Source organism: Paenibacillus sp. JT22N12, from assembly GCF_056269365.1.
Genome location: NZ_JBWDNU010000023.1, coordinates 13,134 through 36,931, shown reverse-complemented (window position 1 = coordinate 36,931; position 23,798 = coordinate 13,134). Strand labels below are relative to the sequence as shown.

Annotated in this window: 23 protein-coding genes and 2 pseudogenes; 5 read left to right on the top strand and 20 right to left on the bottom strand. The window is 45.7% G+C overall.

Translation table 11 applies throughout. The annotated features are described in order from the left end of the window. Nucleotides 1-28 precede the first annotated feature (28 nt). Nucleotides 29-946: an ABC transporter ATP-binding protein gene (locus AC0YOA_RS36640; protein WP_475773007.1), complete on the top strand. Its 918-nt coding sequence runs from the start codon at nt 29-31 to the stop codon at nt 944-946. Then, nucleotides 939-1,643, top strand: a complete 705-nt coding sequence (locus AC0YOA_RS36635; RefSeq protein ID WP_475773008.1) for an ABC transporter permease — start codon at nt 939-941, stop codon at nt 1,641-1,643. The genes AC0YOA_RS36640 and AC0YOA_RS36635 overlap by 8 nt, the downstream gene beginning before the upstream one ends. 681 nt (nt 1,644-2,324) lie before the next feature. On the opposite strand, the gene AC0YOA_RS36630 is transcribed toward AC0YOA_RS36635, so the two are convergent. Both AC0YOA_RS36630 and AC0YOA_RS36625 read right to left on the bottom strand, forming a co-directional pair. Beyond that, nucleotides 2,325-2,801, bottom strand: coding sequence for a GyrI-like domain-containing protein (locus tag AC0YOA_RS36630; RefSeq protein WP_475790704.1), 477 nt, complete (start codon nt 2,799-2,801; stop codon nt 2,325-2,327). Between the two features lie 24 nt (nt 2,802-2,825). Then, nucleotides 2,826-3,305: a hypothetical protein gene (locus AC0YOA_RS36625; RefSeq protein WP_475790703.1), complete on the bottom strand. Its 480-nt coding sequence runs from the start codon at nt 3,303-3,305 to the stop codon at nt 2,826-2,828. 128 nt (nt 3,306-3,433) lie between these two features. Between AC0YOA_RS36625 and AC0YOA_RS36620 the strand changes: the two genes are divergently transcribed. Continuing rightward, the gene (locus AC0YOA_RS36620; RefSeq protein WP_475790702.1) at nt 3,434-4,402 is read left to right on the top strand and encodes a helix-turn-helix transcriptional regulator; all 969 of its coding nucleotides are present in this window, start codon (nt 3,434-3,436) and stop codon (nt 4,400-4,402) included. Between the two features lie 115 nt (nt 4,403-4,517). On the opposite strand, the gene AC0YOA_RS36615 is transcribed toward AC0YOA_RS36620, so the two are convergent. The 11 genes and pseudogenes from AC0YOA_RS36615 to AC0YOA_RS36565 form a co-directional block, all read right to left on the bottom strand. Further along, the gene (locus tag AC0YOA_RS36615) at nt 4,518-4,976 is read right to left on the bottom strand and encodes an SRPBCC family protein (protein ID WP_475773012.1); all 459 of its coding nucleotides are present in this window, start codon (nt 4,974-4,976) and stop codon (nt 4,518-4,520) included. A gap of 552 nt (nt 4,977-5,528) precedes the next feature. Beyond that, on the bottom strand, nt 5,529-6,752 hold the full coding sequence (locus AC0YOA_RS36610; protein WP_475790718.1) for a serine hydrolase domain-containing protein: 1,224 nt from the start codon (nt 6,750-6,752) through the stop codon (nt 5,529-5,531). Nucleotides 6,753-6,992: 240 nt separating this feature from the next. Continuing rightward, nucleotides 6,993-7,760 (bottom strand): ABC transporter permease, encoded by a 768-nt coding sequence (locus AC0YOA_RS36605; RefSeq protein ID WP_475790701.1) that lies wholly within the window; start codon nt 7,758-7,760, stop codon nt 6,993-6,995. Further along, nucleotides 7,760-8,518 (bottom strand): ABC transporter ATP-binding protein, encoded by a 759-nt coding sequence (locus AC0YOA_RS36600; RefSeq protein ID WP_475790700.1) that lies wholly within the window; start codon nt 8,516-8,518, stop codon nt 7,760-7,762. The genes AC0YOA_RS36605 and AC0YOA_RS36600 overlap by 1 nt, the downstream gene beginning before the upstream one ends. A gap of 15 nt (nt 8,519-8,533) precedes the next feature. Then, nucleotides 8,534-8,884, bottom strand: coding sequence for a DUF1048 domain-containing protein (locus tag AC0YOA_RS36595; RefSeq protein WP_475790717.1), 351 nt, complete (start codon nt 8,882-8,884; stop codon nt 8,534-8,536). Nucleotides 8,885-8,896: 12 nt separating this feature from the next. Then, nucleotides 8,897-9,244 carry a DUF1048 domain-containing protein gene (locus AC0YOA_RS36590; RefSeq protein WP_475772849.1) on the bottom strand — a complete coding sequence of 116 codons (348 nt, stop codon included), beginning with the start codon at nt 9,242-9,244 and terminating at the stop codon, nt 8,897-8,899. Next, nucleotides 9,241-9,549, bottom strand: a complete 309-nt coding sequence (locus AC0YOA_RS36585; protein WP_475772930.1) for a PadR family transcriptional regulator — start codon at nt 9,547-9,549, stop codon at nt 9,241-9,243. The genes AC0YOA_RS36590 and AC0YOA_RS36585 overlap by 4 nt, the downstream gene beginning before the upstream one ends. Nucleotides 9,550-9,978: 429 nt before the next feature. After that, nucleotides 9,979-10,287, bottom strand: a complete 309-nt coding sequence (locus tag AC0YOA_RS36580; protein ID WP_475790699.1) for a hypothetical protein — start codon at nt 10,285-10,287, stop codon at nt 9,979-9,981. Between the two features lie 16 nt (nt 10,288-10,303). Further along, entirely contained in the window at nt 10,304-10,666 is a 363-nt protein-coding gene (locus tag AC0YOA_RS36575; RefSeq protein ID WP_475790698.1) for a pentapeptide repeat-containing protein, read from the bottom strand. Between the two features lie 208 nt (nt 10,667-10,874). Further along, nucleotides 10,875-11,279 carry a nuclear transport factor 2 family protein gene (locus AC0YOA_RS36570; RefSeq protein WP_475790697.1) on the bottom strand — a complete coding sequence of 135 codons (405 nt, stop codon included), beginning with the start codon at nt 11,277-11,279 and terminating at the stop codon, nt 10,875-10,877. Nucleotides 11,280-11,496: 217 nt separating this feature from the next. Next, nucleotides 11,497-11,854 (bottom strand): annotated as a pseudogene (locus AC0YOA_RS36565) (DinB family protein). A gap of 192 nt (nt 11,855-12,046) precedes the next feature. On the opposite strand from AC0YOA_RS36565, the gene AC0YOA_RS36560 reads away from it, so the two are divergent. Continuing rightward, entirely contained in the window at nt 12,047-12,958 is a 912-nt protein-coding gene (locus AC0YOA_RS36560; protein WP_475790696.1) for a LysR family transcriptional regulator, read from the top strand. 163 nt (nt 12,959-13,121) lie between these two features. Here AC0YOA_RS36560 and AC0YOA_RS36555 read toward each other — a convergent pair whose 3' ends face one another. The 3 genes from AC0YOA_RS36555 to AC0YOA_RS36545 form a co-directional block, all read right to left on the bottom strand. Next, on the bottom strand, nt 13,122-13,565 hold the full coding sequence (locus AC0YOA_RS36555) for a hypothetical protein (RefSeq protein ID WP_475790695.1): 444 nt from the start codon (nt 13,563-13,565) through the stop codon (nt 13,122-13,124). A gap of 305 nt (nt 13,566-13,870) precedes the next feature. Then, nucleotides 13,871-14,680, bottom strand: a complete 810-nt coding sequence (locus AC0YOA_RS36550) for a hypothetical protein (protein ID WP_475790694.1) — start codon at nt 14,678-14,680, stop codon at nt 13,871-13,873. 102 nt (nt 14,681-14,782) lie between these two features. Next, the gene (locus AC0YOA_RS36545) at nt 14,783-14,926 is read right to left on the bottom strand and encodes an ATP-binding protein (protein WP_475790716.1); all 144 of its coding nucleotides are present in this window, start codon (nt 14,924-14,926) and stop codon (nt 14,783-14,785) included. A gap of 370 nt (nt 14,927-15,296) precedes the next feature. On the opposite strand from AC0YOA_RS36545, the pseudogene AC0YOA_RS36540 reads away from it, so the two are divergent. Continuing rightward, a pseudogene (locus AC0YOA_RS36540) lies at nt 15,297-15,845 on the top strand (transposase); the annotation flags it as partial. A gap of 769 nt (nt 15,846-16,614) precedes the next feature. Here the strand turns inward: AC0YOA_RS36540 and AC0YOA_RS36535 are convergent. From AC0YOA_RS36535 to AC0YOA_RS36520, 4 genes are all read right to left on the bottom strand, one after another. After that, complete coding sequence (locus tag AC0YOA_RS36535) at nt 16,615-17,163, bottom strand: HupE/UreJ family protein (protein WP_475790693.1); 549 nt, start codon at nt 17,161-17,163, stop codon at nt 16,615-16,617. 337 nt (nt 17,164-17,500) lie between these two features. Then, the gene (locus AC0YOA_RS36530) at nt 17,501-18,781 is read right to left on the bottom strand and encodes a tetratricopeptide repeat protein (protein WP_475790692.1); all 1,281 of its coding nucleotides are present in this window, start codon (nt 18,779-18,781) and stop codon (nt 17,501-17,503) included. A gap of 23 nt (nt 18,782-18,804) precedes the next feature. After that, complete coding sequence (locus AC0YOA_RS36525) at nt 18,805-19,962, bottom strand: HupE/UreJ family protein (RefSeq protein WP_475790691.1); 1,158 nt, start codon at nt 19,960-19,962, stop codon at nt 18,805-18,807. Nucleotides 19,963-20,254: 292 nt separating this feature from the next. Beyond that, nucleotides 20,255-23,575, bottom strand: coding sequence for an S-layer homology domain-containing protein (locus AC0YOA_RS36520; RefSeq protein ID WP_475790690.1), 3,321 nt, complete (start codon nt 23,573-23,575; stop codon nt 20,255-20,257). Nucleotides 23,576-23,798: the final 223 nt, after the last annotated feature.

Below are 23,798 nucleotides of genomic sequence, written 5' to 3'. Positions count from 1 at the left end.
TAAAGCATGTCCATTAAGGAGCCATTTGATGACCTACATAATCAGAACACACGATCTATCCAAGAGCGTACAGGGGCAACAACTGATTTCAGAAGTAAGTATGAATATTAATAGAGGGCAGGTTTATGGTTTTCTAGGACCCAACGGATCCGGGAAAACGACTGTCATGAAGATGATCCTGAACCTTGTGCAGCCGTCTCGAGGATCTATTGAATTATTTGGCGAAACAGTAGCTCCCGGTTCTTATCATCAGTTAAGACGAATTGGAAGCATGATTGAATACCCCATCTTCTACGAAAAGCTAACCGCTTTTGAAAATTTGCATATTCATTGCGCGTACATGAGCATTCCGCATCTTGATTCAATTGAGAAAGTATTAAAGCTTGTCGGTTTATATAGAAATCGCGAACAAGCGGTTGAAAAATATTCGCTTGGCATGAAGCAGCGATTGGGGATCGCTCGAGCAATGATCGCTCAACCCGAATTGTTGATCTTGGACGAGCCTCTAAATAGCTTGGACCAGGAAGGCGTAGAAGAAGTCCGCGATATCCTTCAACAATTAAATAGAGAACATGGCGTTACTATTCTTATGTCCAGTCATCGGTTGGACGAAATGGACAAACTCGTTGATGCAATTGGTGTCATCAAGAAAGGAAAACTGCTCGTGGAGGTGACAATTGAGGATGTTCGTAGAAGGCATGCGGGGTATATTGAAGTCATTACGAGGAATGCGAAGGAAGCTGCTTTCGTATTACAACAGGGGCTCGGGCTGGTACAAGTCATCACGCGAAACGATAGCATACGTATTTCAGACAATGTTGAGCAAAGGGACGTTTACCATACATTAATCAACCATGATATACAAATAGATTCCATTAGGAACAGCAGCGGGTCCCTGGAAGATTATTATGTAGAGCTGACTCAAGGAGATCATGATCATGATTAGACTCATCCAGATCGAATTAATGAAACTCAAGCTGTGGACTTTTGTTCGCATAACGATTATTTTATCGCTGGCCCTCGCAATGATTGGCATAATTCTTCCTATCGTAGAAAGAACCGACACAGGCGCTACTGGAGAATTGTTTACCGATTACCCGACTGCCTTTACCTTGATTAATGTGATGAACGGAACTGTATTTATCATCTTTGCCGCTGTCCTTATAGCTAAATTGGTTGTCGAGGAGTATACCAACAAGACAATTCTTCAGTTATTCAGCTACCCAATCAAACGAGAGAAACTACTATTGGCGAAAATGTGCATCGTTGCAAGCTGGACCTTCATTGCTGTGATCGTTTCAGGAGCATTGACAACCGTAGTATTCATTCTTGGGAATATGGTTTTGCACTTCTTTCCAGGGTCGCTTCCTTCAGAAGTAGTCCTTCGTCAAGGCATAGATCTGGTCTATCTGGGATTGACGGCAACCGGTATTGGTCTCATCCCGTTTTATGTTGCAATGAAGACTCATTCAATTCCGGCGACTATTGTTTCTTCTCTCCTGATCTGCGGAGTTCTCAATTTTTCCCCCTCTGGAGTCTCGCTCTCCATGACTGTTATTATTCCTCTCTCGCTGGCATTCGTAGGCTTACTCTTGGGATTGGTATCCCTTAGACGCCTAGATTATGTGGATATGCCTAAATAATTGATTGAATATAAAAGATCGTTAAGGTGGTGATTAATATGTGGATTGAAACCCATTGGCCAATCGTCAATTTAATCGGATGTGTGGTTGTAGCCATAGTCGTTTATGTTTATTGGAAGAAACGTAAGCAGCGTGATTAATGTTACGTTGAGCGCTTCCTTGCTAAGCGCGCAAAATTAAGGAACAATGCGATAAGAGCGAATTGAGTCCCCTCTTTCCTGTGCAACGCGATCTTGTTTGCCGGCATTCGTGCGAGATGTGTCCGAACTTGCTCCAATTCGTCTTTCTTCCTTTCGATTTCTTTTACTCTGAAGACAGCTTATTGCTGTCTGTCAGTTGGGTAATAGTTATTGTGTCACAATCCATAAATTACTGCATGAATACTAGTGATTTCTGTAGAAGTAGTAAATCTAGATTACATAGTATTTTATACATATGTCTCTAAATCATTCTAATCCCTTGAGGGGCTTCCGCCTCCGCTCTCTCTCCGGACAAGCTTGCTTGAAGTGTCTGAAGGGCGTTGGAGAAAATAAGTTGCTGAATATCCATCCCCTCGTAGCCGGGAAACACCTTATCACATTTTCTTTGTCTGAAGGATAATTTCACCCTTGTGATAAATCGAAAAAACGAAAAAGCCCGCAGATACCGCGGACTTCTTTCGGACAAGAATGGGGCTTCTTCTTATTTTTTAACCACAGGCACCCAAAATTCGCCGTAGAATGTGCCGTCTCCGTTATCTTTTCGATAAGTCGCATTTGGACCGCCGATGTAAGCATAGTCAGTGATTTGGGACAAGATTTCACCAAAAGCACGGTAAGTCAGCTGATCGAACAAAGTTTCCTTGTCGCCATTTCCTGCGACCACGATGTACTCGCTCTCTGGAAACTCGATGATGCGTGTTGCGTCTGCCACTGATTTGCCAGCTACTACCGCAAAATAATTCCAAGGTTTGCCTTGATAAACCTCGTTAACTGACCATTCGCGATCGTCCTTTGCGGCTCTTTTGAGCTTATCAAAACGCCCGTCAGCTTTGAGCTCGCCCCAAAACTCAGCTTTTTCCTTTTGCAAAGCCGGCATGTCTTGAAAATTCGATTGGATTGAAAAACCATAAGCGGTCAACGTGAATGATTTTTTGTGTTCCAGCGTGTAATTTGTCATGTGAGATCTCCTTATATTCAGCAATTAGCCTTCGACTTTTTGTACACGAAGCCACATTTCGCCGTAGAATTCACCGTTTTCAGCTGCTTTCACAAATGTTGAGTTACCAGGACCAACGTACTTGTAGTCTGTGATTCCTTGCAACATGCCGCCGAAAACTTTGCCAGTGATTTCGTCAGCAAGGCGGTCTTTGTCAGCGCTTGTTCCAGGCACGACGAGGTAGTCGCCAGCGAGGAAATCGAGGACGTCCGCTCCTTCCACGTTGAACTCGCCCATCACGCCGAAGCCGCGCCAAGCCTTGCCGGCGATCACGTAATTGATTTGATACTCTTGCCCGTCCGCGAGCGCGAGAAGTTCAGCAAGCTTGTTGTTTTCAGTGATTTGAGCTTTTTTCGTTGCAGTTTTTGCTGCATTACCCGCCCAGTCGTTGTAGTCCTCAAGTGAAACACCGAAAGCAGTCATTTTGTAGTTTTCCGAGATTGTTTTGATGGCGTAGTTAGACATTTTGTTCTCTCCTTTGTGGATTTGTATTTGTTTCTTACAAGATTGATTCTATTTTCAGAATGTATCAAAAAATGATACTTTTTATTTCATCTTCGTGCTTTCTGCTGCTTTTTTGATACAATAAAATCATGAAAAAAACAGAACGAGTGAACCTGATCATGCGCTACATCAATAACCGCGCGCATTTTACGATTGCCGAGATTCAGCGGGAGTTCAAGATTTCCCGCGCAACGGCGATTCGCGACATTAACGAGATTCAGGCGATGGGTTTTCCGCTGACGACCGAGCTTGGGCGCGGCGGCGGATACAATGTCCTTCAAAATCAGTATCTGCCCTCCGTCCGCTTCACGCCAGAAGAGCTAAAAGCGATTTTTATAAGCTTTATCGCCTCGAAAAATTCGCAGCTGCCTTATCTGCAAAATCGCCGCTCAATCACTGAAAAACTCATAGGCATCGCGTCGCAAACCCAGCAAGACGAGCTAATCGAGCTGAATAATATCTTGCTTTTTGAAAATACGAATCCTTCCAATCCGAATTTATTGGAGCTCGATGATGCGGCGCCTGAGGAGCTGAATCAGCTGATTTCGCTTGCCCTGCGGGATAAACACTTACGCTTGACTTATGAGCTGAGTCCTGACTGGCCGCAATTGATGGACGTTTTTTTGCTGCATATATTTAACACGAACGCTCAATGGCTGGTCGAGGTTTATGATCTTGATACGAATGAGTTTCGTTATTTGCCTGTTGTGATGTTGCGGGATTCGGCAATTTCTGAACGGGAGTTGACGTGGTCAGAGCAAGAGATTTTAAGCAAAAAACTGCTTTTTGCACGTGAGTCCAATCTTGTCGTGAGGCTTGATACGACTGGGATTCAGCGTTTTAAGCGCATGCACCCCCCGGGAATTATTTTGTCATTCACCGGGATGTTTCAATCGAGCGGGATTTTCAATATTCAACTGGATGTGACTGATGTTGATTCGCTGGCGTATTATGCAGATTGGCTTTTGTTTTTGGGGAAAGGTGTCGAGTTCGAACGGATTCCCGATGAGCTGCGCGTGATTTTGGAAGAGCGTTTAAGGGTGCCACCAACATTTTAACGAGAATACACGCTGAGCCCGCCTTTAATAAACAAAAGAAGCAGCTGCCGCGGCGAACTACTCCTTGACTCGTTGAACTAACTAACGTGCCCAGTTAGCTGAAGAGAACAGTGTCCTAACGAGCAGCAAGACCCGTTGTCAAATACACGTTAATGTTTTCCAATTCGCGGTGGTATATTGAGCGAAAGATAGGTGGAGAAAGAAGCCGTTCTACCACTCCTGCGAGTCCGGGCTTGCTGGGGAACTCTGTCGTCAAATCGACATAGCAATGCCTGCCGTCATCGGAGGGCTTTAACCTCCAAGTGGTTGTGACGCCCGCTGTGTCGTCCTTCTCCCGAATCACACGCCCCGGCTCTGGTTCCGTAACAGTCATTTGTAAGGACGACCTTACTCCCATTACGTTCATATTTAGGCGAAACACGGTACCGGAGCCGCTTCCGCCTTGTAGCACCTCAAGCGTTTCGAATTGTTTGGGCAGGATACCGAGGTGCACATTCATGTCAGTAACGACTCTATAGACTGCCTCGAGCGGCGCGTCGATCATGCGGGCAACCGCAACTTGATAAGTTTTCATCCCTGTTTCCTCCCGTCTTCTACTGTCGCATCCATTATGCTATCGTACCCGTTAGCGTAATGAAGGGCCAAAGACAAGTCAAAATTTTACTGGTATCATTATATTTAGAAATCAGGCGAATTACACAGAAAAGGCTATCTATGATAAGGCTGCTATAGCCCATCATATGTAACTTGTGCTATAAACGTCTGAAATACCCGATCGCTATCGCAGAGCATTTTTTACATAGTGAAGGGGCGTCACGAACCTAATTTAACCAATAAACGAAAACAGACCAATTTGAAATAGATATCGGTCTGTTTTTACACAGGAATGGAAGAAATCATACGGTTATATTTTAGCTTTGTATCTAATTTAAAAACAACATATCAAGCAATGGAACATACCACTCCATTTATTGTTATAAATGAACTCATCTGGATCAATCGCCAATTTTAAATCTGGGGTCTAAGCAAAGTACCAAAGGCAACTTTTGCTTCCAATCGGCCGCCAGGGGGACTGACCGTTGGGTATCGTGGGTTGAGGGCGGGCGTACCAGGTGCGGGCTCGGTGTTAGTCTTCGATTGCCTGATAGACCGTGGTCCAGAAGTCGTGGATAACCCGCGCTGAATCTGGAGTGGTCATCCCGACCTGGGTGATCAGGATTCCGATGAGCTGATTTTCCGGGTCGGCGTAGGTCGAGGTGCCGCTTCCGCCGTCCCAGCCGAACTGGCCGATGGGCGCGTAGTCGCCGCGGTAGGTGCGCACTGCCATCCCCATGCCCCAGCCACCGTGCTGCCCTTGGCCGAATGATATATGGACGTTGTTGGTGGCCATTTCGTTTCGGACGGCTTGTTGCTCGGGCGTTAGGCGGTTGGTGGTCATTAGCTCGACGGCGGCCCGGGACAAGATCCGTTTGCTCCCGTGCATCCCTTTGTTCAGCAGCATCCGGAAGTAGGCGTGATAGTCGTCGACGGTGGAGGAAAGTCCGCCACCGCCGCTCTCGAACGCCGGAGGCTGGCTATGGAGTCCTCCCTTGGCTTCGTCCCACACGATGAACTCTCTGGTTTGCGGATCGGGGGCGTAGAGGGGCGGCAGCCGGTCGATCTTGTTTTCGGGCACATAGAATCCAGTGTCTTTCATGCCCAGCGGATCGAGGATACGTTCGCGTAGGAACGTTCCATACGACTGGCCCGTGACTCTAGAAACGAGCACGCCGAGTAGATCGTTGCTGACGTTGTATTGCCAGCGTTCTCCGGGCTGGTACTGCAGCGGAAGCGAGCCAATGCGGCGAATCCACTCATCCGGATCGGGCATCGGCGGTACATTGAGCGCGAGATTCTTCTCGAGGATCGCGTTCATGATCGGAGTGCCCAGCGCCGTAAAATCCAAACCGAGCCCGAACGTGGAGGTTAGCAGATCCCGTACGGTAATTGGCCGCCGTGCTGGCACAGTATCGTCTAGCGGACTGTCAGGTTGTTTCAGCACCTGCCGATTGGCAAGTTCAGGCAGCCATTGCTCTACCAGGTCATCCAGCCGCAGCCGGCACTCGTCGAGCAGGATCATCGCCGCCGCGACCGCGACTGGCTTGGACGTTGACGCCATACGGAAGATTGTGTCCCGGCGCATCGGCGTGCCACCATCATGGCGCATCGTGCCGATCGCTTCGACATGCGTCTGGCCGCCCCGGCTGACCAGAGCGACAAGCCCAGGAATCTTCCCGGACTCGACATGCCGTGCCAGCACGTCTCTCATTCTGCGCAGTCCTGTTTCGGAGAAGCCAACAACATCCCTCATATTTTCTAACGAACTAAAATCTTCTGTTGTAATCTTTTGCATTTGGTTTCCCTCTCTTCCTTTTCTATCAGCCCTATGGTTTTCAACTACTAATTCGTTATTCATGCTGGAAAACCCTTTGTCAAAAAAGGTGTGTTCGATGCAGCAAAGAGAATAACTATTGGCAATCACATGATGACTCACCTCCTGTATGGGGTGATTAGAATCGAGATATGTCCTGCAGCTTCCTTCTTGAATTATTCACACCCGCTTTTTAAACGCCCTCATCGCAAAGTAGTAGGCCACAAGCAAAATCCCGACGCACCACGCAAGAGCGACCCATATCTCATTGCCCACCGGCTGACCTGACAGCAGTGCACGAATGGCTTCCACGATTGAGGTCACCGGCTGGTTTTCGGCAAAGGCGCGAACGACCTTCGGCATCGACTCGGTCGGTACAAACGCCGAGCTGATAAACGGCAGGAAGATAATCGGGTAGGAAAAGGCGCTTGCGCCTTCCACCGTTTTTGCGGTCAGCCCGGCAATCGCCGCGACCCAAGTTAAGGCCAGCGTAAACAGCGCGAGTATGCCAGCTACTGCAAGCCATGACAGGATCCCGGCGGATGAATGAAAGCCCATAACGAGCGCTACGAGAATGATGACGACAACCGAGATGGCATTGGATACCAGCGAGGTCAGCACATGCCCCCACAGCACAGAGGAACGCGCAATCGGCATGGTGTGAAACCGCTCAATGATGCCCCGCTGCTTATCCAAAAACAGGCGGTAAGCCGTATAGGATATCCCGCTTGCAATTGCAATCAGCAGGATACCGGGCAGCAGGTAGTTCACATAGTTATCCGTACCGGTTTGAATGGCGCCGCCAAGCACATAGACGAACAGCAGCATCATTGCAATCGGTGTGATGCAGACCGTGATGATGGTGTCCATACTGCGGAAAATATGGCGCATGGAACGCCCGAGCATCACGCTAATATCGCTGAAGAAATGATTTTTTGCCGTCTCCATTACTTCGCCTCCTTTTTGCCGACGATGGAGAGGAATATCTCTTCCAATGTCGGCTGTTTTTCAACATACTCCACCTTTGCGGGCGGGAACAGCTTTTTCAGTTCCTCAAGCGTGCCATTGGCAATAATCCTGCCTTCATGCAAAATGGAAATTCGATCGGCCAGTTGTTCAGCCTCATCCAAATACTGAGTGGTCAGGAATACCGTTGTGCCACCGTCGGCAAGCTCCTTGACAATCCTCCAAGCCTCAATGCGTGCCTCGGGGTCAAGGCCTGTGGTCGGCTCGTCGAGGAAAATGAGCTGTGGTTTTCCGATCAGGCTCATGGCAATGTCGAGCCTACGGCGCATACCGCCCGAATACGTAGACGCCTTGCGGTCGGCGGCATCGTTCAAGCCGAAGCGATTCAGTAAATCATCCGCGACATGACGCGGATTTTTAAGGTGTCGCAGCTTGGCGATCATGATCAGATTTTCCCGTCCGGTCAATATCTCGTCCACGGCGGCAAATTGCCCGGTCAGACTGATCGCATGCCGCACATGGTCGGGTTTTGACGCGACGTCAAATCCGTTTACGGTGGCGGTGCCTCCGTCCTGTTTGAGCAGCGTGGTGAGGATTCTGACAATCGTCGTCTTGCCCGCGCCGTTGGAGCCAAGCAGGGCGAAAATCTCACCTCGCTTCACTTCAAAATCCACGCCCTTTAAGACTTCTGTGTCCTTGAAAGACTTTCGCAGACCTTTTACTTTAATTGCTTTTTCCATCCCGATATCCCCCTTTTACTTTTTTTTATCCATCACCTTTTTCATAGTCTTATTACCTTCTTGGTCAACAGATTCTTGATAGATGTCAGCGTAAGTTTTTGAATCTTTGATTAGATCGTCGCAGAAAGCCACTACGTCACTGCTCGTCACTTCGAGCACGCCTTTCCCCAAGGCCGCGCCCTCTTCAAAAAGATCGATAATCCCCGAGAGCAAACCCGTCCCGTTTGTTAGCTCAACAGGGCCGACCTTAAAGAGATATTTTTGAATTTCTTTATAAACAATTTGATAATCTTGCGGGAGCGCCTTGACACGCGCCATGTGCGCTCGCCACTCTTTTTTGCCTTCGATGATATCTCGTATACTCATCATTTTACCCTCCTATTTTCCTAATTTTTTAGCGATATTATTGTTGAGTTGCTCGCGCCACTTGTCGCGAAAAGACTTTGCCCCTTCTTCGCCGGCCAGCGCTGAACAGAAGCCTTTGATATCGTCACCCAAAACCTCTTGGACACTCTGACCGTCCGCCGCCGTTTCTTCGAGCAGACCAAGCACACCGTCAAGAATTGGCATGAGGTTGCGACCGGAGAAATCTGAGTAGTGCCAAATGTTGGCCCAAACTTCTCCCCATGCCGCTTGATAATCAGCCGGCAGCTTTTTGACTCGCGATTCAAAAGATTTCAATTCTTTAGTCATGTCGCTGCCAGTGATCTTTTCCCAAAAATTCATGATTTTTTCTCCTTTAACTCGTCAATTTTTGATGATACGAACTCCCATTTTTCCCAGAACCTACGCAACTCCTCACGTCCCGCGTCGTTGATCGCGAAGAACTTTCGCGGCGGTCCCATATCGGAGGGCTTCTTGGTGATCTCCACCAGCTTGTTTTTTTCAAGCCGGATCAGGATGGTGTACACCGTTCCCTCCACAACATCTGTAAAGCCGAGGGCGTTCAGCCGCCGCGTTATTTCGTAGCCGTAGGTTTCTTTGCGGCTTATAATTTCAAGGACACAGCCCTCAAGCGCCCCTTTGAGCATTTCCGTTAGATTTTCCAGCACAATCACCCCTTGCTATTCTGTATCACTGGTATGGAGTGTTACTTACTACTGCTATAAAGTAACACGTAGTAGTTTATTTGTCAATAGCGTTTGCTCTGATACGGACTTTACATTTTCAACTATAATGCCAGTTAGCTCAATGCCCAGCAGTATATATGCACAAAATGTCTAAATTTTATGTACATGTCTATGCCCTTCGAACACGGATCAAGTATCTCAAGAATTAAATTTAGGGAACGGGTGCAGTCACCTTATCCTTTACAAAAAAGGGTTCGTGAGATTTCGCGACCCCTTTTTGCATAGCTAGAAAAGTAAATTTGTTCGTAATAGCTGTATCAAAGAAAAAGCAAAAAGGAGCTTTCCCGGCAGCTCCTTCATCAAATGTCTTTATTAAGCTATCGTACCCAGTTAGCGTAATCTTCTCTTCAGAAACTTACCGTCAAAATCAAAAACTACAGTCCACCCTTGATCGAGCGCCTGACAAATAAAATATTCAACGTCACTAGGTCTAACAATTTTCATATTCAGATGTTCTGTATTAGGGAAGTTTACCCAAGCGCTGTCAATATCTGATTCAACATAAACCTCAAGGCGCATCCCTCTAGTGATTTCATGTTCGGCTATCATGATGATATATCCGCTTCCTGGGGAAACAATCCATATATAATTGTCATCTCTGACCGATATTCTTCTAGAACTCTTTTTGTTTATTGTCATTCGTTTCTCCCTTAATTTAAAGTATCATTTCAGCAAGATGTGACTCTGTAACTACTATGGAATGAAAGGTGTTGTCAATAAAAGTGATTCCATCTACCTTCGCTCCCGAAAAGTCTGTGCCATCTAGTAAGTTACCAACTAATACCGCATTGTTAAAAATACAATTAGAAAAAATACATCCTTTTAGATTTGATTTGATAAACCTCGTGTTTTCAAAACTCGAACCAGTAAAATTTACCGAGAATAGGCACTCCTCAAAGTTAAGGTTTGAAAAATCAACTTCAGTTAGCTCCCCGTCTTCAACACAAAGCTTTGAGAATGACCGTTGTCCCTGTTGAAGCATTTCCAAAAATCCAACCGCTGTAACTTCGCTATCCATTTTCACACCTCAAATAGTTATTTGATATTTATGTTCTACACTGCGACCACACAAACCTGCCCGTTACTACAACGAAAAAGGAACAGTTTCCTGCCGCGGCGATCTGTTCCTGGTCTCTGCACTATCGTACCCATTAGCTCAATGACTATCTCCTCCATCTTTCCGCGGCTTTTTAGAAGCATACGATTTCCGTTCATGGTAGTATCTATTATGGGGTCTCGTAGTTTTTTAACGGCATACCTACATATTCGCGGAATGAGCGTATCCGCTCTGCCTCGAACTCGAAGACGACTGCAAGCTCATTGCGATAAGGCCGCCCATTCAACGAACCTTCCGCTCGAAATACCACCATCCCGTTGTCCTCATTCTCAAGCACGAAGAGTGGAGTCAGCTGTACCTGCAATACTGAGCGCTCGAACCTGATCAATTCCTCGAACCGTTCTTTGCCTTGCTGCTCGTGATTCCACCCCTCTAGCGGGAGCGGAACGAAAAAATGAAAACCATCTGTAACCTTCTTTAGAAAATCGACTGTATGCCCTGTTTCAAAAGCCCGCCTAAAAGCATCAAACACTTCGCAAGTCCGGGATGGGAATGAGCCTACGGATTTCTCCATGAAAGAATCCTCCTCATTATGGTTTATTGGTCGCTGCAGATATTGAGTTTGTTTGTCTATATTTTCTAACTTAGGTGTTTTGAAAAAGAGGATAACTCGGTTTCAGACTTAAAGAATAATTGTCTGATTGATGAGACGCCATGAAAAAGGACTCTTGCTTTTCATAGCGCGACAGGACCTTTAGCTGGCTCGATATCGTTCTAAGGTGAATGGCTTCTTAAATCAAAGCGAAGTTAGACAACTCGCCAAGCATTTCAGGTGTCAGCTCAAATAGGCGGGAAAGCTGTGTCATTAACATCTGGCCCAACTCTTCCATCGATCGATGAAGGAGCAAACGTCCATTCCAAGGGCTTTGTTCCAGAGTTAAACAGCTATCATACGAGTCCGGTATGGCCGACGGGGAGCCGAAGCTTAGGGTAGAATACTTATCCATCCAATAAATGACCGACATTCCAGCGAATTGCATTATTGAAGCCATCTGGCTGAATCTCGAATTGAGCCTCTGGAACGCCTTGAAGCTGATCGATAACGATCTGACGAAGAACTTTTCCCATGTTAATGATCGATTGTGCCAAAATCGAAACACCTCCCGATAAAATTGTTATATGTTTCGCTCTCACATCCAAAGTGTATACTTCCCTCCGCAAAGCAGCAATCACGAGATTCCGATGCAATTGATCAGTTTTAGTAATAATTGAAAAAGCCATTATAATGCCATTATAATTAATGAAGGGATATCGCTTAACTTATAGGAAGGAGCCTGAGAAATGGAACTTAGACAGCTTGAATATTTTTCTGCCGTATGTAAGGAGATGCATTTTTCAAGGGCAGCCGAAAACCTCTGCACCACACAATCGAATCTGAGTCAGCAGATCAAGTTTTTGGAGAACGAGCTCGGGCTTCCTGTATTCGATCGCATTGGCAAACGGATCGCGTTAACGGATGCGGGTAAGATCTTATTGAAGGAATGTCATATCATCTTCGAACGCATCGACTATATTAAAGGAGCGATAACGGATCTTAAGCGAATGGAAGGCGGCAACCTGGACATAGGCATACTCCCAGGCGATGGGGACTTGCTATTTGATGCGCTGTTGGTCAACTTCCACCTTACATATCCCAAGCTCTCAATCCGTGTTACGGAGACCATGGAGGTGTATGAACAGGTTATCGACGGCACAAGAGATCTTGGAGTTACCACACTTCCTACGAATCCGGATGCCCGAATTTCGATCATCCCTTTGTTCCATGAGGAGTTTGCTTTAGCCATCCAATCGGATCACCCCATTGCGAAGTCAAAGGCAATCCCCTTCGAACAATTGCAGCCGCTGAAGATGGTGATGTTCGGGCCGGAGCATCAGATTACGAAGGTCATCCTTTCTTGTTGCCAAGAAAAAGGAATTTCAATAGACACTCCAATTCTAACCTCTACGTTATCGACGCTTCTATCCTTAGTCGAACAAGGGTTAGGAGCCTCAATACTACCACGAATGCTGCTTGATTATTTGAATCGCGATAACATCTCAGCGGTAACACTGCTCAATCCTACACCTAGTCAAGATATCTGCATTATTTATCGGACGGATAAATTTATGGGACAGGCAGCAAAGTTATTCATAGACGAATTGAAGTCTTTCATTCAAAGTGTAATGGAGCGTAGCCTTCGGTCGTTGGGGTAATAAAGGGACAATTGGAGTCACCACTAAGAACATCACGAACATGATTCTAATAATCTGCCCCATTACTTCAATAAAAAAGAGGAGTAACTGCCGTGGCACTCCTCACTATCGTACCCGTTAGTTGAACGGCTAATCGCAATTTCACTTGACAGTCAGTTGACCTTTAGAGTTTTTCAATTGCTGATTTAATCGGTTCATTAAAAAGTGGCTTTTCTTTTGATTTAGCCCAATAAATATTGAGTATATTTCCTTTCTCATATAAAAAAGGATACGTTGTGAATTTGGCATCTTGCATCTGCTTATTAAATTCTTTGACTCCGGATTTACGAGCTGCTTCAGTACTAAAAATATAGAAATAAATAAACTCAGGATCAGTATGATCTACTGTTGCTTCGCCTTCAATCGAGTTCACTTCTGGAATAATTCTATCCAACGTTGGTAATGTACCTGTCATCCCAAATGATGCCAATTTTAAATTCTGTGATTCAATAGCTACTATAACATCTTGCAAACTATATTCATTTTTTTTGACATTATTATCTTTAGAGCAACCAACTAGTGCAATCATATATACGATGAAAAGAATCCCAAACCTAGATTTCAACATAATTTGGCCCTCCATTCACAATTAACCTCATATTACCATATTTGGAACCATCCTGCCCTTCAGCATTGTGCTATCTTGCCCGTTTGCTTAATGACTGGTCGTCGGTCTAGATCAAAGATCGATTTTTTTCATGTAGTAAGTTAGGACAATCCAATTGTGCCCCTCCCCTGTGGGGGGGGGTGTACATATGTGTAAAATCATATATTTTGTGCAGAAGTAAAAGGATCCACCGCGGCGGATCCTTTTACTTCTCTAGTGAGGGCTATTTTAGATCTTCGGATTAAGCTCAAAATTTGGTGAACATTTTATTTTGCATAAACATCGGCGGAAGTCTTGACAGGGGTAAGCGTTACTCCGTCTGTATTGAAGATGGATCCGTCATCCGAAACGTATTGGTATTCGTCCGTATCGGTGCTAAAGAGCTTGAATGTACCGGTAGAATCCTCATAAAGCTCTTCCTTGACCGGAAAGCCGGATTTCTGGTCGAGGTACACGATGTACTGCATATTGGCCTGCGTGTTGTCATCAATATAGGACTTATAGCTTTCCATGATCTTATTCAGGGTCTTCCCATCGGGCGTTTGCTCGGTTCCGACAGAAGTCCAATAGCTTGCTTTGTAATTTTCCTTTACGGCGCTAAAATCGAGATTTTTTTTATCCAATGGTGCGAATGGCTGCGAATCATCCGCTCTCTTGAGAATCTTTCCGCTTACGGGATCGCCGTTTTGGTCCCGTTGAATCACAACCATGTCGTTGCGGCCGTTGAGAAAGTAGGTGCTTTTATAGCCCAGAAGCTGATGATCGGCTGAATAATCCCCTACATCCGTTCTGAATTCCTTCGTTTGCGGATTATACCAATGTTCCAATGTAAAGTTCTGGCTGCCGTCGGTTCTCGAATAAGTGGCCTTACCGTATTCGATCGTTCCCTGGGCTTTGTCCGATGATGCAACCGACGCGTCAGTTGGTGCAGACACCGTCATGACCGTATTTTTCGGAATCGCGTCGCTTCCGTTTGCCGCGAATGCAGTAATGGTGCCGAGGCTTCCGATGACGAGCGCCGACGCCAGGACCGTTCCAGTTATTTTTTTGCTTTTGACCGCTTCGAGAAGTTTCATGTTTTTACCTCCGGATTTGTGATTTGCATTTGGAATGCGCAGTTCCAACCTGCAATTTCATTATAAAAACGCCATATTTCATAACTATCGGCAAGTTGTAAATTAGTTGTATAATCCGGGAAGGAAGATCCGGATAACCGTTCCTTCGTTCGAGCGGCTTTGAATGTTCAGCTCTCCATGAAGCCGGACGATTTCGGAGCAAATGGTAAGCCCCAATCCGGCGCCGTGATTACGAGGTTCATCAATGATACCATTCCTATTTTTATTTTCTTCAATGTAACTTTCGTATAGTTGCCCATTCTCCTGCCAGTCAGCTGAAAAGAGACAGTGGTCGGCTGCCTCATAATTGTAGTGTGCTATCGTACCCGTTACTTTAACAAACGAAAAAGGAGCTACCGCGCGGCAAGCTCCTCATTGACGTACCCGTTAGCGCAATGAGTTACGATATGCGTATGATCATTGAAGCGGCATAAATATGTTGTTCATTTCTTTCCTTGCAAACAGGAACTCTTCTCTTTGAACTCGACAATGACTCCTCCGCTCACCCCTTCGGATGAATAGCCGGCGTCTTCACGCAGTTTCTTAGCTTCGGCTTCCGACACTTCGATTGCAATAGTTTGCTAGCGAAAAGGCCAAGACCATTCTAAAAGCAGCGGTGAATAACCCTTTCCAGGAGACAGCCTACAGCAGCCATCTAGTTAACATTGGGTTATACATCAACCTCCTCCTTCAATGCCAAGAGCATCTATCCCACCTTGAAAATAAGATCGATGCTCTCGCTAAAGAAGTTGAGGAATTTAGAATGATCCAGTCAATACCCGGGATCGGCGGCAAAATCGCGGCAACGGTTTTGTCCGAAATCGGGGAGATTAACCGGTGTAATCACGCCAAGAAAGTAGTTGCCTTTGCAGGCGTAGACCCTAGTGTCTTTTCGTCAGGGAAGTTTACCGCCACCACCAATCGCATCACGAAACGTGGTTCCAAGCAGCTGAGGCATAGCCTGTATCTTGCGGTCATATGTGGGTTAAAGAATTCCCGGAATAAAAAGCTTCGTGAATACTACGATATGAAGCGTGTAGAAGGAAAACCATACCGAGTCGCCGTTGTTGCCTGTATAAACAAGCTCCTTCACTGGATCTATGCTATTTTAACCCAACACTCATAAGGAGGGCTCTTAAGCATGCCCATTTTTCAGTATAGTGCTTTTGCTTCTAAAACTTAAGAGAAAAATCTTGACAAGCTATTAGCTGGTTTTAGCTTAACGGAATCCGTCAAGTGCTTTGTTAATCGTAATTCCAAATTAGCTGCCCTTTTCTTATTTTGGCAGCATAAATGATTTGAAAATGGACCTCTCTAAACATTGCCATCATAAGATTTAGAGCAGTCGTCTCGTTATTTACCTGGCTATATGTAAGAAGGGGCCGATTAAGGAAGGGATGTGACATTAATAACTCAGGAGAGGATTTGAGATGTTCAAGATATTGTTTAAGAATATCAAAAGAATCTTTGGCCTTTGAAATCGCTTGTTCTTTAGAGATTTTTAGCCCTTTTTCAAATTCCTTACTCTTAAGAGCCCCTCCATCGGCTCTGCTTCTAGTTTACAACGTTAAGTAGACTACGCTCAAATCCAATTTAGGGGCTTAAGAGCCACTATTTAGGAAAAGTAAGGTATCCCAAGGAGGTATTCATATATGAAGAAGACCCTTTTGACAATCTTATTTGTAACCGACCGCATTTGTTCTAAACTTTCAGGATCGACCTCTCCATTTTACTCTTTTCGAGGCTCTATCACTTTCAATCCTACTACCTAACTGACTACTCTTAACGTCCGCTGTTGGTCGCCTGGCTTGGTTTTTCATAGCAGGATTTTTCACCTGCTAAGTTTCACATCCTAAGCTTGGTCGCGCCGGAAGTTCAGTTATTAAATTAAATTATTAAAAGAATATTCTTTCGGTTAACCACAAGCCACCTAATACAAAAGCTATTGTGGAACATATATTGACTACTCTCACAGAGTATTTCCATTTCTGAATAAAGAAGAGAAGAGGTAACAATATTGCAAGAATCCCAAGCTGAGCAACTTCTATACCTAAATTGAAACTAAATATATTAAAAGCTAAGTTGATTTTTGGCAAATTCATACCTTTTAATAAGTCGGCAAACCCCATTCCGTGAATCAAACCAAATACAAATGTAATCATCCAGCGCTTCTTTACTTCTTTTTTGAAAATATTTTCAATAGCAACATAGCAAATGCTAAGGGCAATTGCTGGTTCGACGATACTAGATGGTACGTCAATAATGTTGAGAACAGTTAATGATAAAGTTAAGCAGTGAGCTATGGTAAATGCAGTAATAACCGCTGCATATTGTTTAATCGTTTGCCTTGCAATTAACAGAGAAAATAAAAACAATAAGTGGTCATAACCTGTTAAAATATGTTCCATTCCTAGTCTGAAAAACGAGATAAATGCAGAAATCATCGTGTGAATCCTCCCAAATATTATGTCTTATCAGACCTGTTAGATAGCCAGATAACGTAATCTGTTAAAGCGCGATCCAGTCGGACCAACCACTCAATCGGCAACTTGCATAGAACGAATAGACGTCAAACTTGCCAAGGTATTCCTGGGGAGCGCATCTGAGATCTTCACTGTTGAAGTGATACATCCTGAGCGCGACGAAACAAAATTCCAGTTTCTACACGAACCAGAACGCGTAGCACAAGCGAATTCGTATCTGTGGCTCTATATCACGGGACAGTTGGACGACTAAATGAATATATATAATAATGTTCCATTCCGTTCAAGGCAGCTATAATCATACATCAGCGGTCTGCTCCTTTTTTGAAAAAATAAAACCATAAATGATATTTATCAAAAAGGCTGCAGCGACCGAACTCCAAATTAATATCATGAATAAGGAAGCCATGGGATCTATGTCAGCCTCTATTACAGTGTTCATTATTATCTTTCTCCCACTGTAAACAGTCATATAATAAGCCATGAAAGAAGCGGAACCCATATGCAAACAACTCATCAAAATATAAACCAATCTGCCTGTTTTCAATGACAGCGGGGCAAGAAGCTTTATTATCATAAAAGAGAGGATGGATAAGCCCAACAGGCCAAAGAAAAACCGCAGGTCGACTTCCGGCTCTTCAATTATGTTTAAGATCAAGACAGGACCTAGTGAAATTAGGGCAAGAAGTATTAAAGGTGTGGCAAGTCGCCCGGCATACTTTTGTAAATTGAAATGCCGCGAGAATTTTATGGGAATTAGCAATATTACAACCGATATATAATACAAAAGACAAAACATGAATCCATACAACATGTTCCTGTGGTTTATAATATTGCTTTTTTTTACTGCTGAATTAAAGCTTTCTCCCGGATTTCCCAGCGCTATTGACTGGTCCAGGGCCCGGATAGCCTTGCCCAAATGATGTTGCTTAACGAGAATGTCGGAATACAACTGCAGGGCCAGGGCTTTGTCTGTACTTGACATGCTGGCCTTGCTGTTTATGTATTTTTCCACATGCCCTCTCGCCTTTTGATATTCGTTTGTTTCAAAATATTTATTGGCCAAATAGATATGCATTTCGGGCGCAATTAATTCGTTCTCATTCTTTGAAAGAATGGTTTCTACTTGATCCAGGCTTTCTTTAAGGGGAACATTGCCTTCTTCTAACTGGATTTTTCTAAAATTTTGCAAGGCTTGCCATTCAGAACGTCGTTCATTTAGATAAGCAACCCTGTCCCGGAAGGCACTCGCAAATTTCCCCTCAGGGAATTGGTCAAGATACTTTTTATAAAAGAACAACGCTTTTTCAAAATTAAAAAGGTAATCTTCATAGAAATGGGTCAATTGCCTGTAGACCGTTTCATTATTCAGATTCGGATTCTTTGCCAGAAGTTCTTCCAAAACTAAAGCCGCCTGCTCATAATTTTTGTCGTCAAAGAATTGGTTCGCTTTCATGTTGTATTCCTGTTCAAGGTCTGCAGAACTGCCTTGAGCCATGCTGGTGCCAGAACTCGTAACGAAGACAATAAAAGCAATCATGATGGAAACAAAAAAATAGGGTGATTTATTTTTCTTCATGTATTTCTCTCTTCCTGTTTTTCTTAGAACGGTACCAGGTGTAAGCTGAACACCCGATCGACGAACCAGATGAAACCAGCAATAAAAATGGCTACGGATGCTACAGCAGTTACTCTTCTCATAGGGAACTTTTTCCTTATCAGATACAGAAGGGGCAACATAATTAAAAAGATAATCAACTGCCCCAATTCCACGCCGACATTAAACGAGACCACCGAGTGAACAAGATTCGATTTACCTGCGTTGAACTCCTGAAGATCGCTGGCAAAGCCGAATCCATGAGCCAATCCGAATATAAATGTGAGCAGCCATCGGTAATTGACCTGTTTTGCCAACAGGTTTTCCAGCGCGATATAACAGATGGAGAAAGCGATCACGCTTTCGACATACCTGGAGTTCAGAGTGACAACCTGCATTGCCGCCAGCAGCAAAGTGATGCTGTACGACACAGTAAAGGAAGCGAAAATCTTCAAGGCTTCCCTGGTGGATAAACCGATCACAATTAAAGCAACCAAGAATGCTATATGCTCATATCCGGCATATCCGGTTAGGATATGTTTAATTCCAAGTAATAAGAAAGTAGATATTTCCGACAATAAAGCTGCGGTTTTATCAGAGAATTTCCATACGGTATTGCGGGAGTCGAATGTATACTGTAAATCTGGTTGGGTATAATTAAAGACCTCCTGCACCGAATCATCATCGGCATCGGTAAAATAGATATAGCCAAGATTCACATGCTGATTCTTAGTCTCTTCAAATAAAAGACGGTAATCAATCTTCACCTTGTTTTCTTGCCAGTTTAAGCTTACATCACTCATCCTAAGCCATATTTTCCAAAATGTTCCTTCTCTCTCTATTTTCTCTACCTTTATCGGGTAAGAGCGGTCATTGACGGAAACTGACAACTTTTCGTTGATGTAAGGTTGGATGATATCGGTTGCCATTTCATAGAGCTGCTCATCAGTGAGATTGTCAAGGTCATAACCAAGTCCCTCGATCCCTCTTATTTGCTGAAATAAGGCAGGGTCAAGCTCAATCGTGGACAGAATGCGATCATTGCCAATGGCCCATTTCGACCCTCCCAGATACATGTCATGAGCGAAGACGTGGCTACCTCCGAAAAATATTAAAACGATCAGGATCAAAGAAGCTAGTTTTCTAAGCCATTGCAAAGGCATGACGATGCCCTCGTTTCTTCTTTAAATTATGGAGCGGCCGCGGGGAACACCCTGCGGCCGCCTGTTTAACCCTGTTTTGAACAAACGCATCCCAGCGCAGTCTGAGCTGCTATTTACATGATGCCACCGATCAGACGCTCCTCGGCACCATCAGTACTGATACCGGTTGTCTCTCTTGAGTCCACTATTTTGATGCTATAAGCAGATAAAACTGTATTAATTGGGGCCGAAAGTAATTCACCTAATATGGCAAGAGTAATTGGGCCCCGCGCTTTATGCGAAATGCGTTGGCTTAGAGGTTGCCGTTCTTCTGCAGCATCAGGTAGAGATGGTAAATCATTTGTGCGGTTTCCGCCCTTGTCGCCTGACCCTTCGGGTTCAGCGTCGAATCGCTGCCTTGAACAATGCCCGCTTTCACCATTTCAGCCGTGGCGTCGATCGCGTAAGGCGCGATCGACACCTTGTCCTTGAAGCCATTCAAATTCGCCGGTGCACCGCTCAGGTCCAGCTTACCGGTTACGTCCATCGCCCGGCTTATGAGCACCATCATGTCCTGACGCGAAATGAAATCGCGCGGATTGAACTTGTTGTTGCCCGTGCCGTTCGCGATGCCGAGCGCTTTGACGATGCCAAGCGCTTTATAATAGTAGTCGTTCGTGCTCACGTCGTTGAAGTTGGACGTGACGTCCGCCTTCAGATCCAGCATGCGGACGAGCATTTCCATGAAGTCCGCGCGCGTAATGCGTTTGCCCGGCTCAAAGGTCGTGGCTGACATCCCGTTGATGATGCCTTGATCGGCCAGCACCGCGATCGCGTCCTTCGCCCAATCGTAATGCGAGTCAACGTCCTTGAACGGATTAGCCGGAATTACAGGTGAGCCGCCGTTACCTGGATTCGTCGGCGTCTCGCCGCCGTTACCTGGATTCGTCGGCGTCTCGCCGCCGTTACCTGGATTCGTCGGCGTCTCGCCTCCGTTACCTGGGTTCGTCGGCGTCTCGCCGCCGTTACCTGGGTTCGTCGGCGTCTCGCCGCCGTTACCTGGATTCGTCGGCGTCTCGCCGCCGTTATCTGGGTTCGTCGGCGTCTCGCCGCCGTTACCTGGATTCGTCGGCGTCTCGCCGCCGTTACCTGGATTCGTCGGCGTCTCGCCGCCGTTACCTGGATTCGTCGGCGTCTCGCCGCCGTTACCCGGATTCGTCGGCGTCTCGCCGCCGTTACCCGGATCCGTCGGAACTGATTCAGAATTTGCGTAGATGACATGGAGTTGTGGAATTTGGTCTGCATTGTCGCCTGCGCCTTCAAAGGACTCGGCAGTTCTAGTACCTTGACCTGTTAGAATGAAGCCCAATGTATTCCCTTCATTCCATCCATCCTTATTTACGATTTCCTGAACCAAGGATGCAACGTTAGGCGTTTGCTGGGCTGGACCGGCTTCATGTTCTACTGTCCACGCCGGCGCATCCTTCCAGTTTACAAAATCATTCGTCTTAATACGTGATGAAACATTAGGCGGATTTTGCAGTTCTGAGTTTGGAACGTCCTCCGCAAAAATATTCACATCAAACGGATCAACGTTCTTATCGGGCTCGTCAACGGAAAACTGAATATATGCGTCAAGAATCTTAGCCCCTTGAGGAATAGCCAGATCTGCAAATCTGAGTAATATCTGTTGGTTGGATTCTTCCGTTACAATTTCCAGGTCGGAACTCTCCAAATCCAACGATCCATCTGCAAGTTCTTCCGTATCGTCGTATTGGCCTTTGATTGGCGCTACGAGCATATGGGAATCTTCGTCCGATGAAGGGCCAACAATGATGGATACCTTATTACTATCGACTGTTATTCCTTGGGCGGTAACTGCTGCCTGAATGGTTACGGCCGTAGTGCGAAGCGGCGTATTTTTCACAGTTACAATGCCGTCATCAGAAATGGACAAGATATCATCCAGGCTTGGCTTGTATGTGACGGTAGCCGAAGAAAGATCCATGTCCGCTCCCAAATTGTCTTTCGCCGATAAGCTTAGCTTAGCCGTAGCGTCGCCGGACAACGAAACGCGATCCGATGTTAATGTTGCTTCTGCCAGCCCATCCGGATTTTGGATATTTATTGTCACTTTATTACTGGTAACCAACTTGCTACCGTCATAGATCTCAGCCCAAACCTGAGCAGCTTCATTAAATACAGGTTTGTTCTTCAGTGACACTGTTCCGTCCGCCGCAATGGAAAGTTTGTCTGGCTTATCCGTGTAATATTTTACTATGGCACCAGCAAGATCCACATTGGCATTATGGCTGTCAACAGCCGACAGACTGAGCTTAATTTTGCTTTCAGGAGAAGCCGTTTGCAAAGTATCTTTGTCTGCAGTCATGGTCAACTTGGAAATATCCAGTTGAATCTGAGTGTTGTTAACCGTTATGGTCTCAATTACCGTACCGTCTATCCGACGGGAGGTAACGTTCATTTTATCCCCTTCAATATCGAACTCGGTTAAGAAGTACGACTTATCCGCGGTTACGATGTTCGGCCAGGTAGGGTCCACATCATACGACGGAGCGCCACCACCGCCGGAGGTGAGGTACTCGATCCCGTCCACTTCCGCACGGGCATAGTTATGGTTGTGTCCGTTAAGATACAACGGTACCCCAAACTGCTTTAGGAGAGGATGGATGTAATTCTGGACATCGGTATTGTTCTCATGAGTACCGGCACCCCATGCCGGCTGATGGCCCATCACAATCTTCCACGGTTTGGTAGAGGAAGCAAGGTCGTTGACCAGCCAGTTGTATTGAGCCGAGCCGGGTTTAAAGTCGGCATACTCGTCCACTACTGAGACGTGGACCGGACCGTAATCGAAGGACCAGTAAAAGTCAGCCACGTACGGATAGGGATAGTATTTTTCGAAGATCGAGCCTACTCCTTCATGGTTGCCTCTTGCTCCCATCATAGGAACCTCTGTCTGGAGAGTGTGCAGGTCCGGGTAGGTGGACCCGGGAACAAAGTATTGAGCGGTCCAGTTGCTCTCGGAATCGCTTGAAGCAATATCCCCGCTGTTCAGGAGAAGCGTCTGGTAGGCTGGGTCAGCGGCATAAGCCTGACGTGCCAGGGCAGCTACCTGATCCTGATAAGCTGGTTGGGTACGGCTGTCGCCGTAGGAGAGGAACTTCACGGATGTCGCATTATCCGCAGGCGCGGTGATGAAAGAACCAACCTGACCGTCCACCTCATAGTAGTACTTAGTTCCCGGCTTCAGCCCGGTGATGGTGAACTTGTGCTGGTGGTCGGAACCGTACGTTCCGACGGTCTCTTGCCCCATCGAATTATACGTTGCGGAGGTGACGGTCTCTTGCCCCATCGAATTATACGTTTCGGAGGCGACGGTCTCTTGCCCCATCGAAAAAGAGGGGTCGGTACCCCATTTGATAACATTCGATTGCTCATCGCTCGTCTGCCAAAGGACGCTCATTGAGGTGTTGGAGCCCTCATACAGTAGATACGGCCCTTTAATGATGTTGCTTTCAGCCGACACGTTGAAAATACCAATGGTGAAAAGAATTGTACACACACCAAGAACCAATGTTAAACCTTTCCACTTCGCTTTTAACTTAGCTTTCATCTTTTTCTCCCCTTCTCATTCATTGAGTCTGAATTACGGGAAACCGCACCACGCTGTCTCTTTCATTTAAAGCCGATAAAGCCGAAACGAAAAAGTCTTTTTTCCTCCTTTCACCGCCCCGGCAAACCACTACCATCTCGACTGATCTGCTATGTACAACGAAATAGTATGCGATTTAACAGGTATTCCCGGAACCAAACTACCAAAGCAAATTATACTGAAT

Excerpts from the sequence above, each read along its gene's own strand:
- AC0YOA_RS36595 (WP_475790717.1), bottom strand. The coding sequence starts at position 8,884 with ATGAGTATACGAGATATCATCGAAGGCAAAAAAGAGTGGCGAGCGCAC.
- AC0YOA_RS36530 (WP_475790692.1), bottom strand. The coding sequence starts at position 18,781 with ATGAAGAAAAATAAATCACCCTATTTTTTTGTTTCCATCATGATTGCT.
- AC0YOA_RS36575 (WP_475790698.1), bottom strand. The coding sequence starts at position 10,666 with ATGGATAGCGAAGTTACAGCGGTTGGATTTTTGGAAATGCTTCAACAG.
- AC0YOA_RS36630 (WP_475790704.1), bottom strand. The coding sequence starts at position 2,801 with ATGACAAATTACACGCTGGAACACAAAAAATCATTCACGTTGACCGCT.
- AC0YOA_RS36615 (WP_475773012.1), bottom strand. The coding sequence starts at position 4,976 with ATGAAAACTTATCAAGTTGCGGTTGCCCGCATGATCGACGCGCCGCTC.
- AC0YOA_RS36620 (WP_475790702.1), top strand. The coding sequence starts at position 3,434 with ATGAAAAAAACAGAACGAGTGAACCTGATCATGCGCTACATCAATAAC.
- AC0YOA_RS36570 (WP_475790697.1), bottom strand. The coding sequence starts at position 11,279 with ATGGAGAAATCCGTAGGCTCATTCCCATCCCGGACTTGCGAAGTGTTT.
- AC0YOA_RS36605 (WP_475790701.1), bottom strand. The coding sequence starts at position 7,760 with ATGGAGACGGCAAAAAATCATTTCTTCAGCGATATTAGCGTGATGCTC.
- AC0YOA_RS36590 (WP_475772849.1), bottom strand. The coding sequence starts at position 9,244 with ATGAATTTTTGGGAAAAGATCACTGGCAGCGACATGACTAAAGAATTG.
- AC0YOA_RS36550 (WP_475790694.1), bottom strand. The coding sequence starts at position 14,680 with ATGAAACTTCTCGAAGCGGTCAAAAGCAAAAAAATAACTGGAACGGTC.
- AC0YOA_RS36535 (WP_475790693.1), bottom strand. The coding sequence starts at position 17,163 with ATGATTTCTGCATTTATCTCGTTTTTCAGACTAGGAATGGAACATATT.
- AC0YOA_RS36560 (WP_475790696.1), top strand. The coding sequence starts at position 12,047 with ATGGAACTTAGACAGCTTGAATATTTTTCTGCCGTATGTAAGGAGATG.
- AC0YOA_RS36555 (WP_475790695.1), bottom strand. The coding sequence starts at position 13,565 with ATGTTGAAATCTAGGTTTGGGATTCTTTTCATCGTATATATGATTGCA.
- AC0YOA_RS36600 (WP_475790700.1), bottom strand. The coding sequence starts at position 8,518 with ATGGAAAAAGCAATTAAAGTAAAAGGTCTGCGAAAGTCTTTCAAGGAC.
- AC0YOA_RS36635 (WP_475773008.1), top strand. The coding sequence starts at position 939 with ATGATTAGACTCATCCAGATCGAATTAATGAAACTCAAGCTGTGGACT.
- AC0YOA_RS36640 (WP_475773007.1), top strand. The coding sequence starts at position 29 with ATGACCTACATAATCAGAACACACGATCTATCCAAGAGCGTACAGGGG.
- AC0YOA_RS36520 (WP_475790690.1), bottom strand. The coding sequence starts at position 23,575 with ATGAAAGCTAAGTTAAAAGCGAAGTGGAAAGGTTTAACATTGGTTCTT.
- AC0YOA_RS36580 (WP_475790699.1), bottom strand. The coding sequence starts at position 10,287 with ATGACAATAAACAAAAAGAGTTCTAGAAGAATATCGGTCAGAGATGAC.
- AC0YOA_RS36610 (WP_475790718.1), bottom strand. The coding sequence starts at position 6,752 with ATGAGGGATGTTGTTGGCTTCTCCGAAACAGGACTGCGCAGAATGAGA.
- AC0YOA_RS36585 (WP_475772930.1), bottom strand. The coding sequence starts at position 9,549 with ATGCTCAAAGGGGCGCTTGAGGGCTGTGTCCTTGAAATTATAAGCCGC.
- AC0YOA_RS36525 (WP_475790691.1), bottom strand. The coding sequence starts at position 19,962 with ATGCCTTTGCAATGGCTTAGAAAACTAGCTTCTTTGATCCTGATCGTT.
- AC0YOA_RS36625 (WP_475790703.1), bottom strand. The coding sequence starts at position 3,305 with ATGTCTAACTACGCCATCAAAACAATCTCGGAAAACTACAAAATGACT.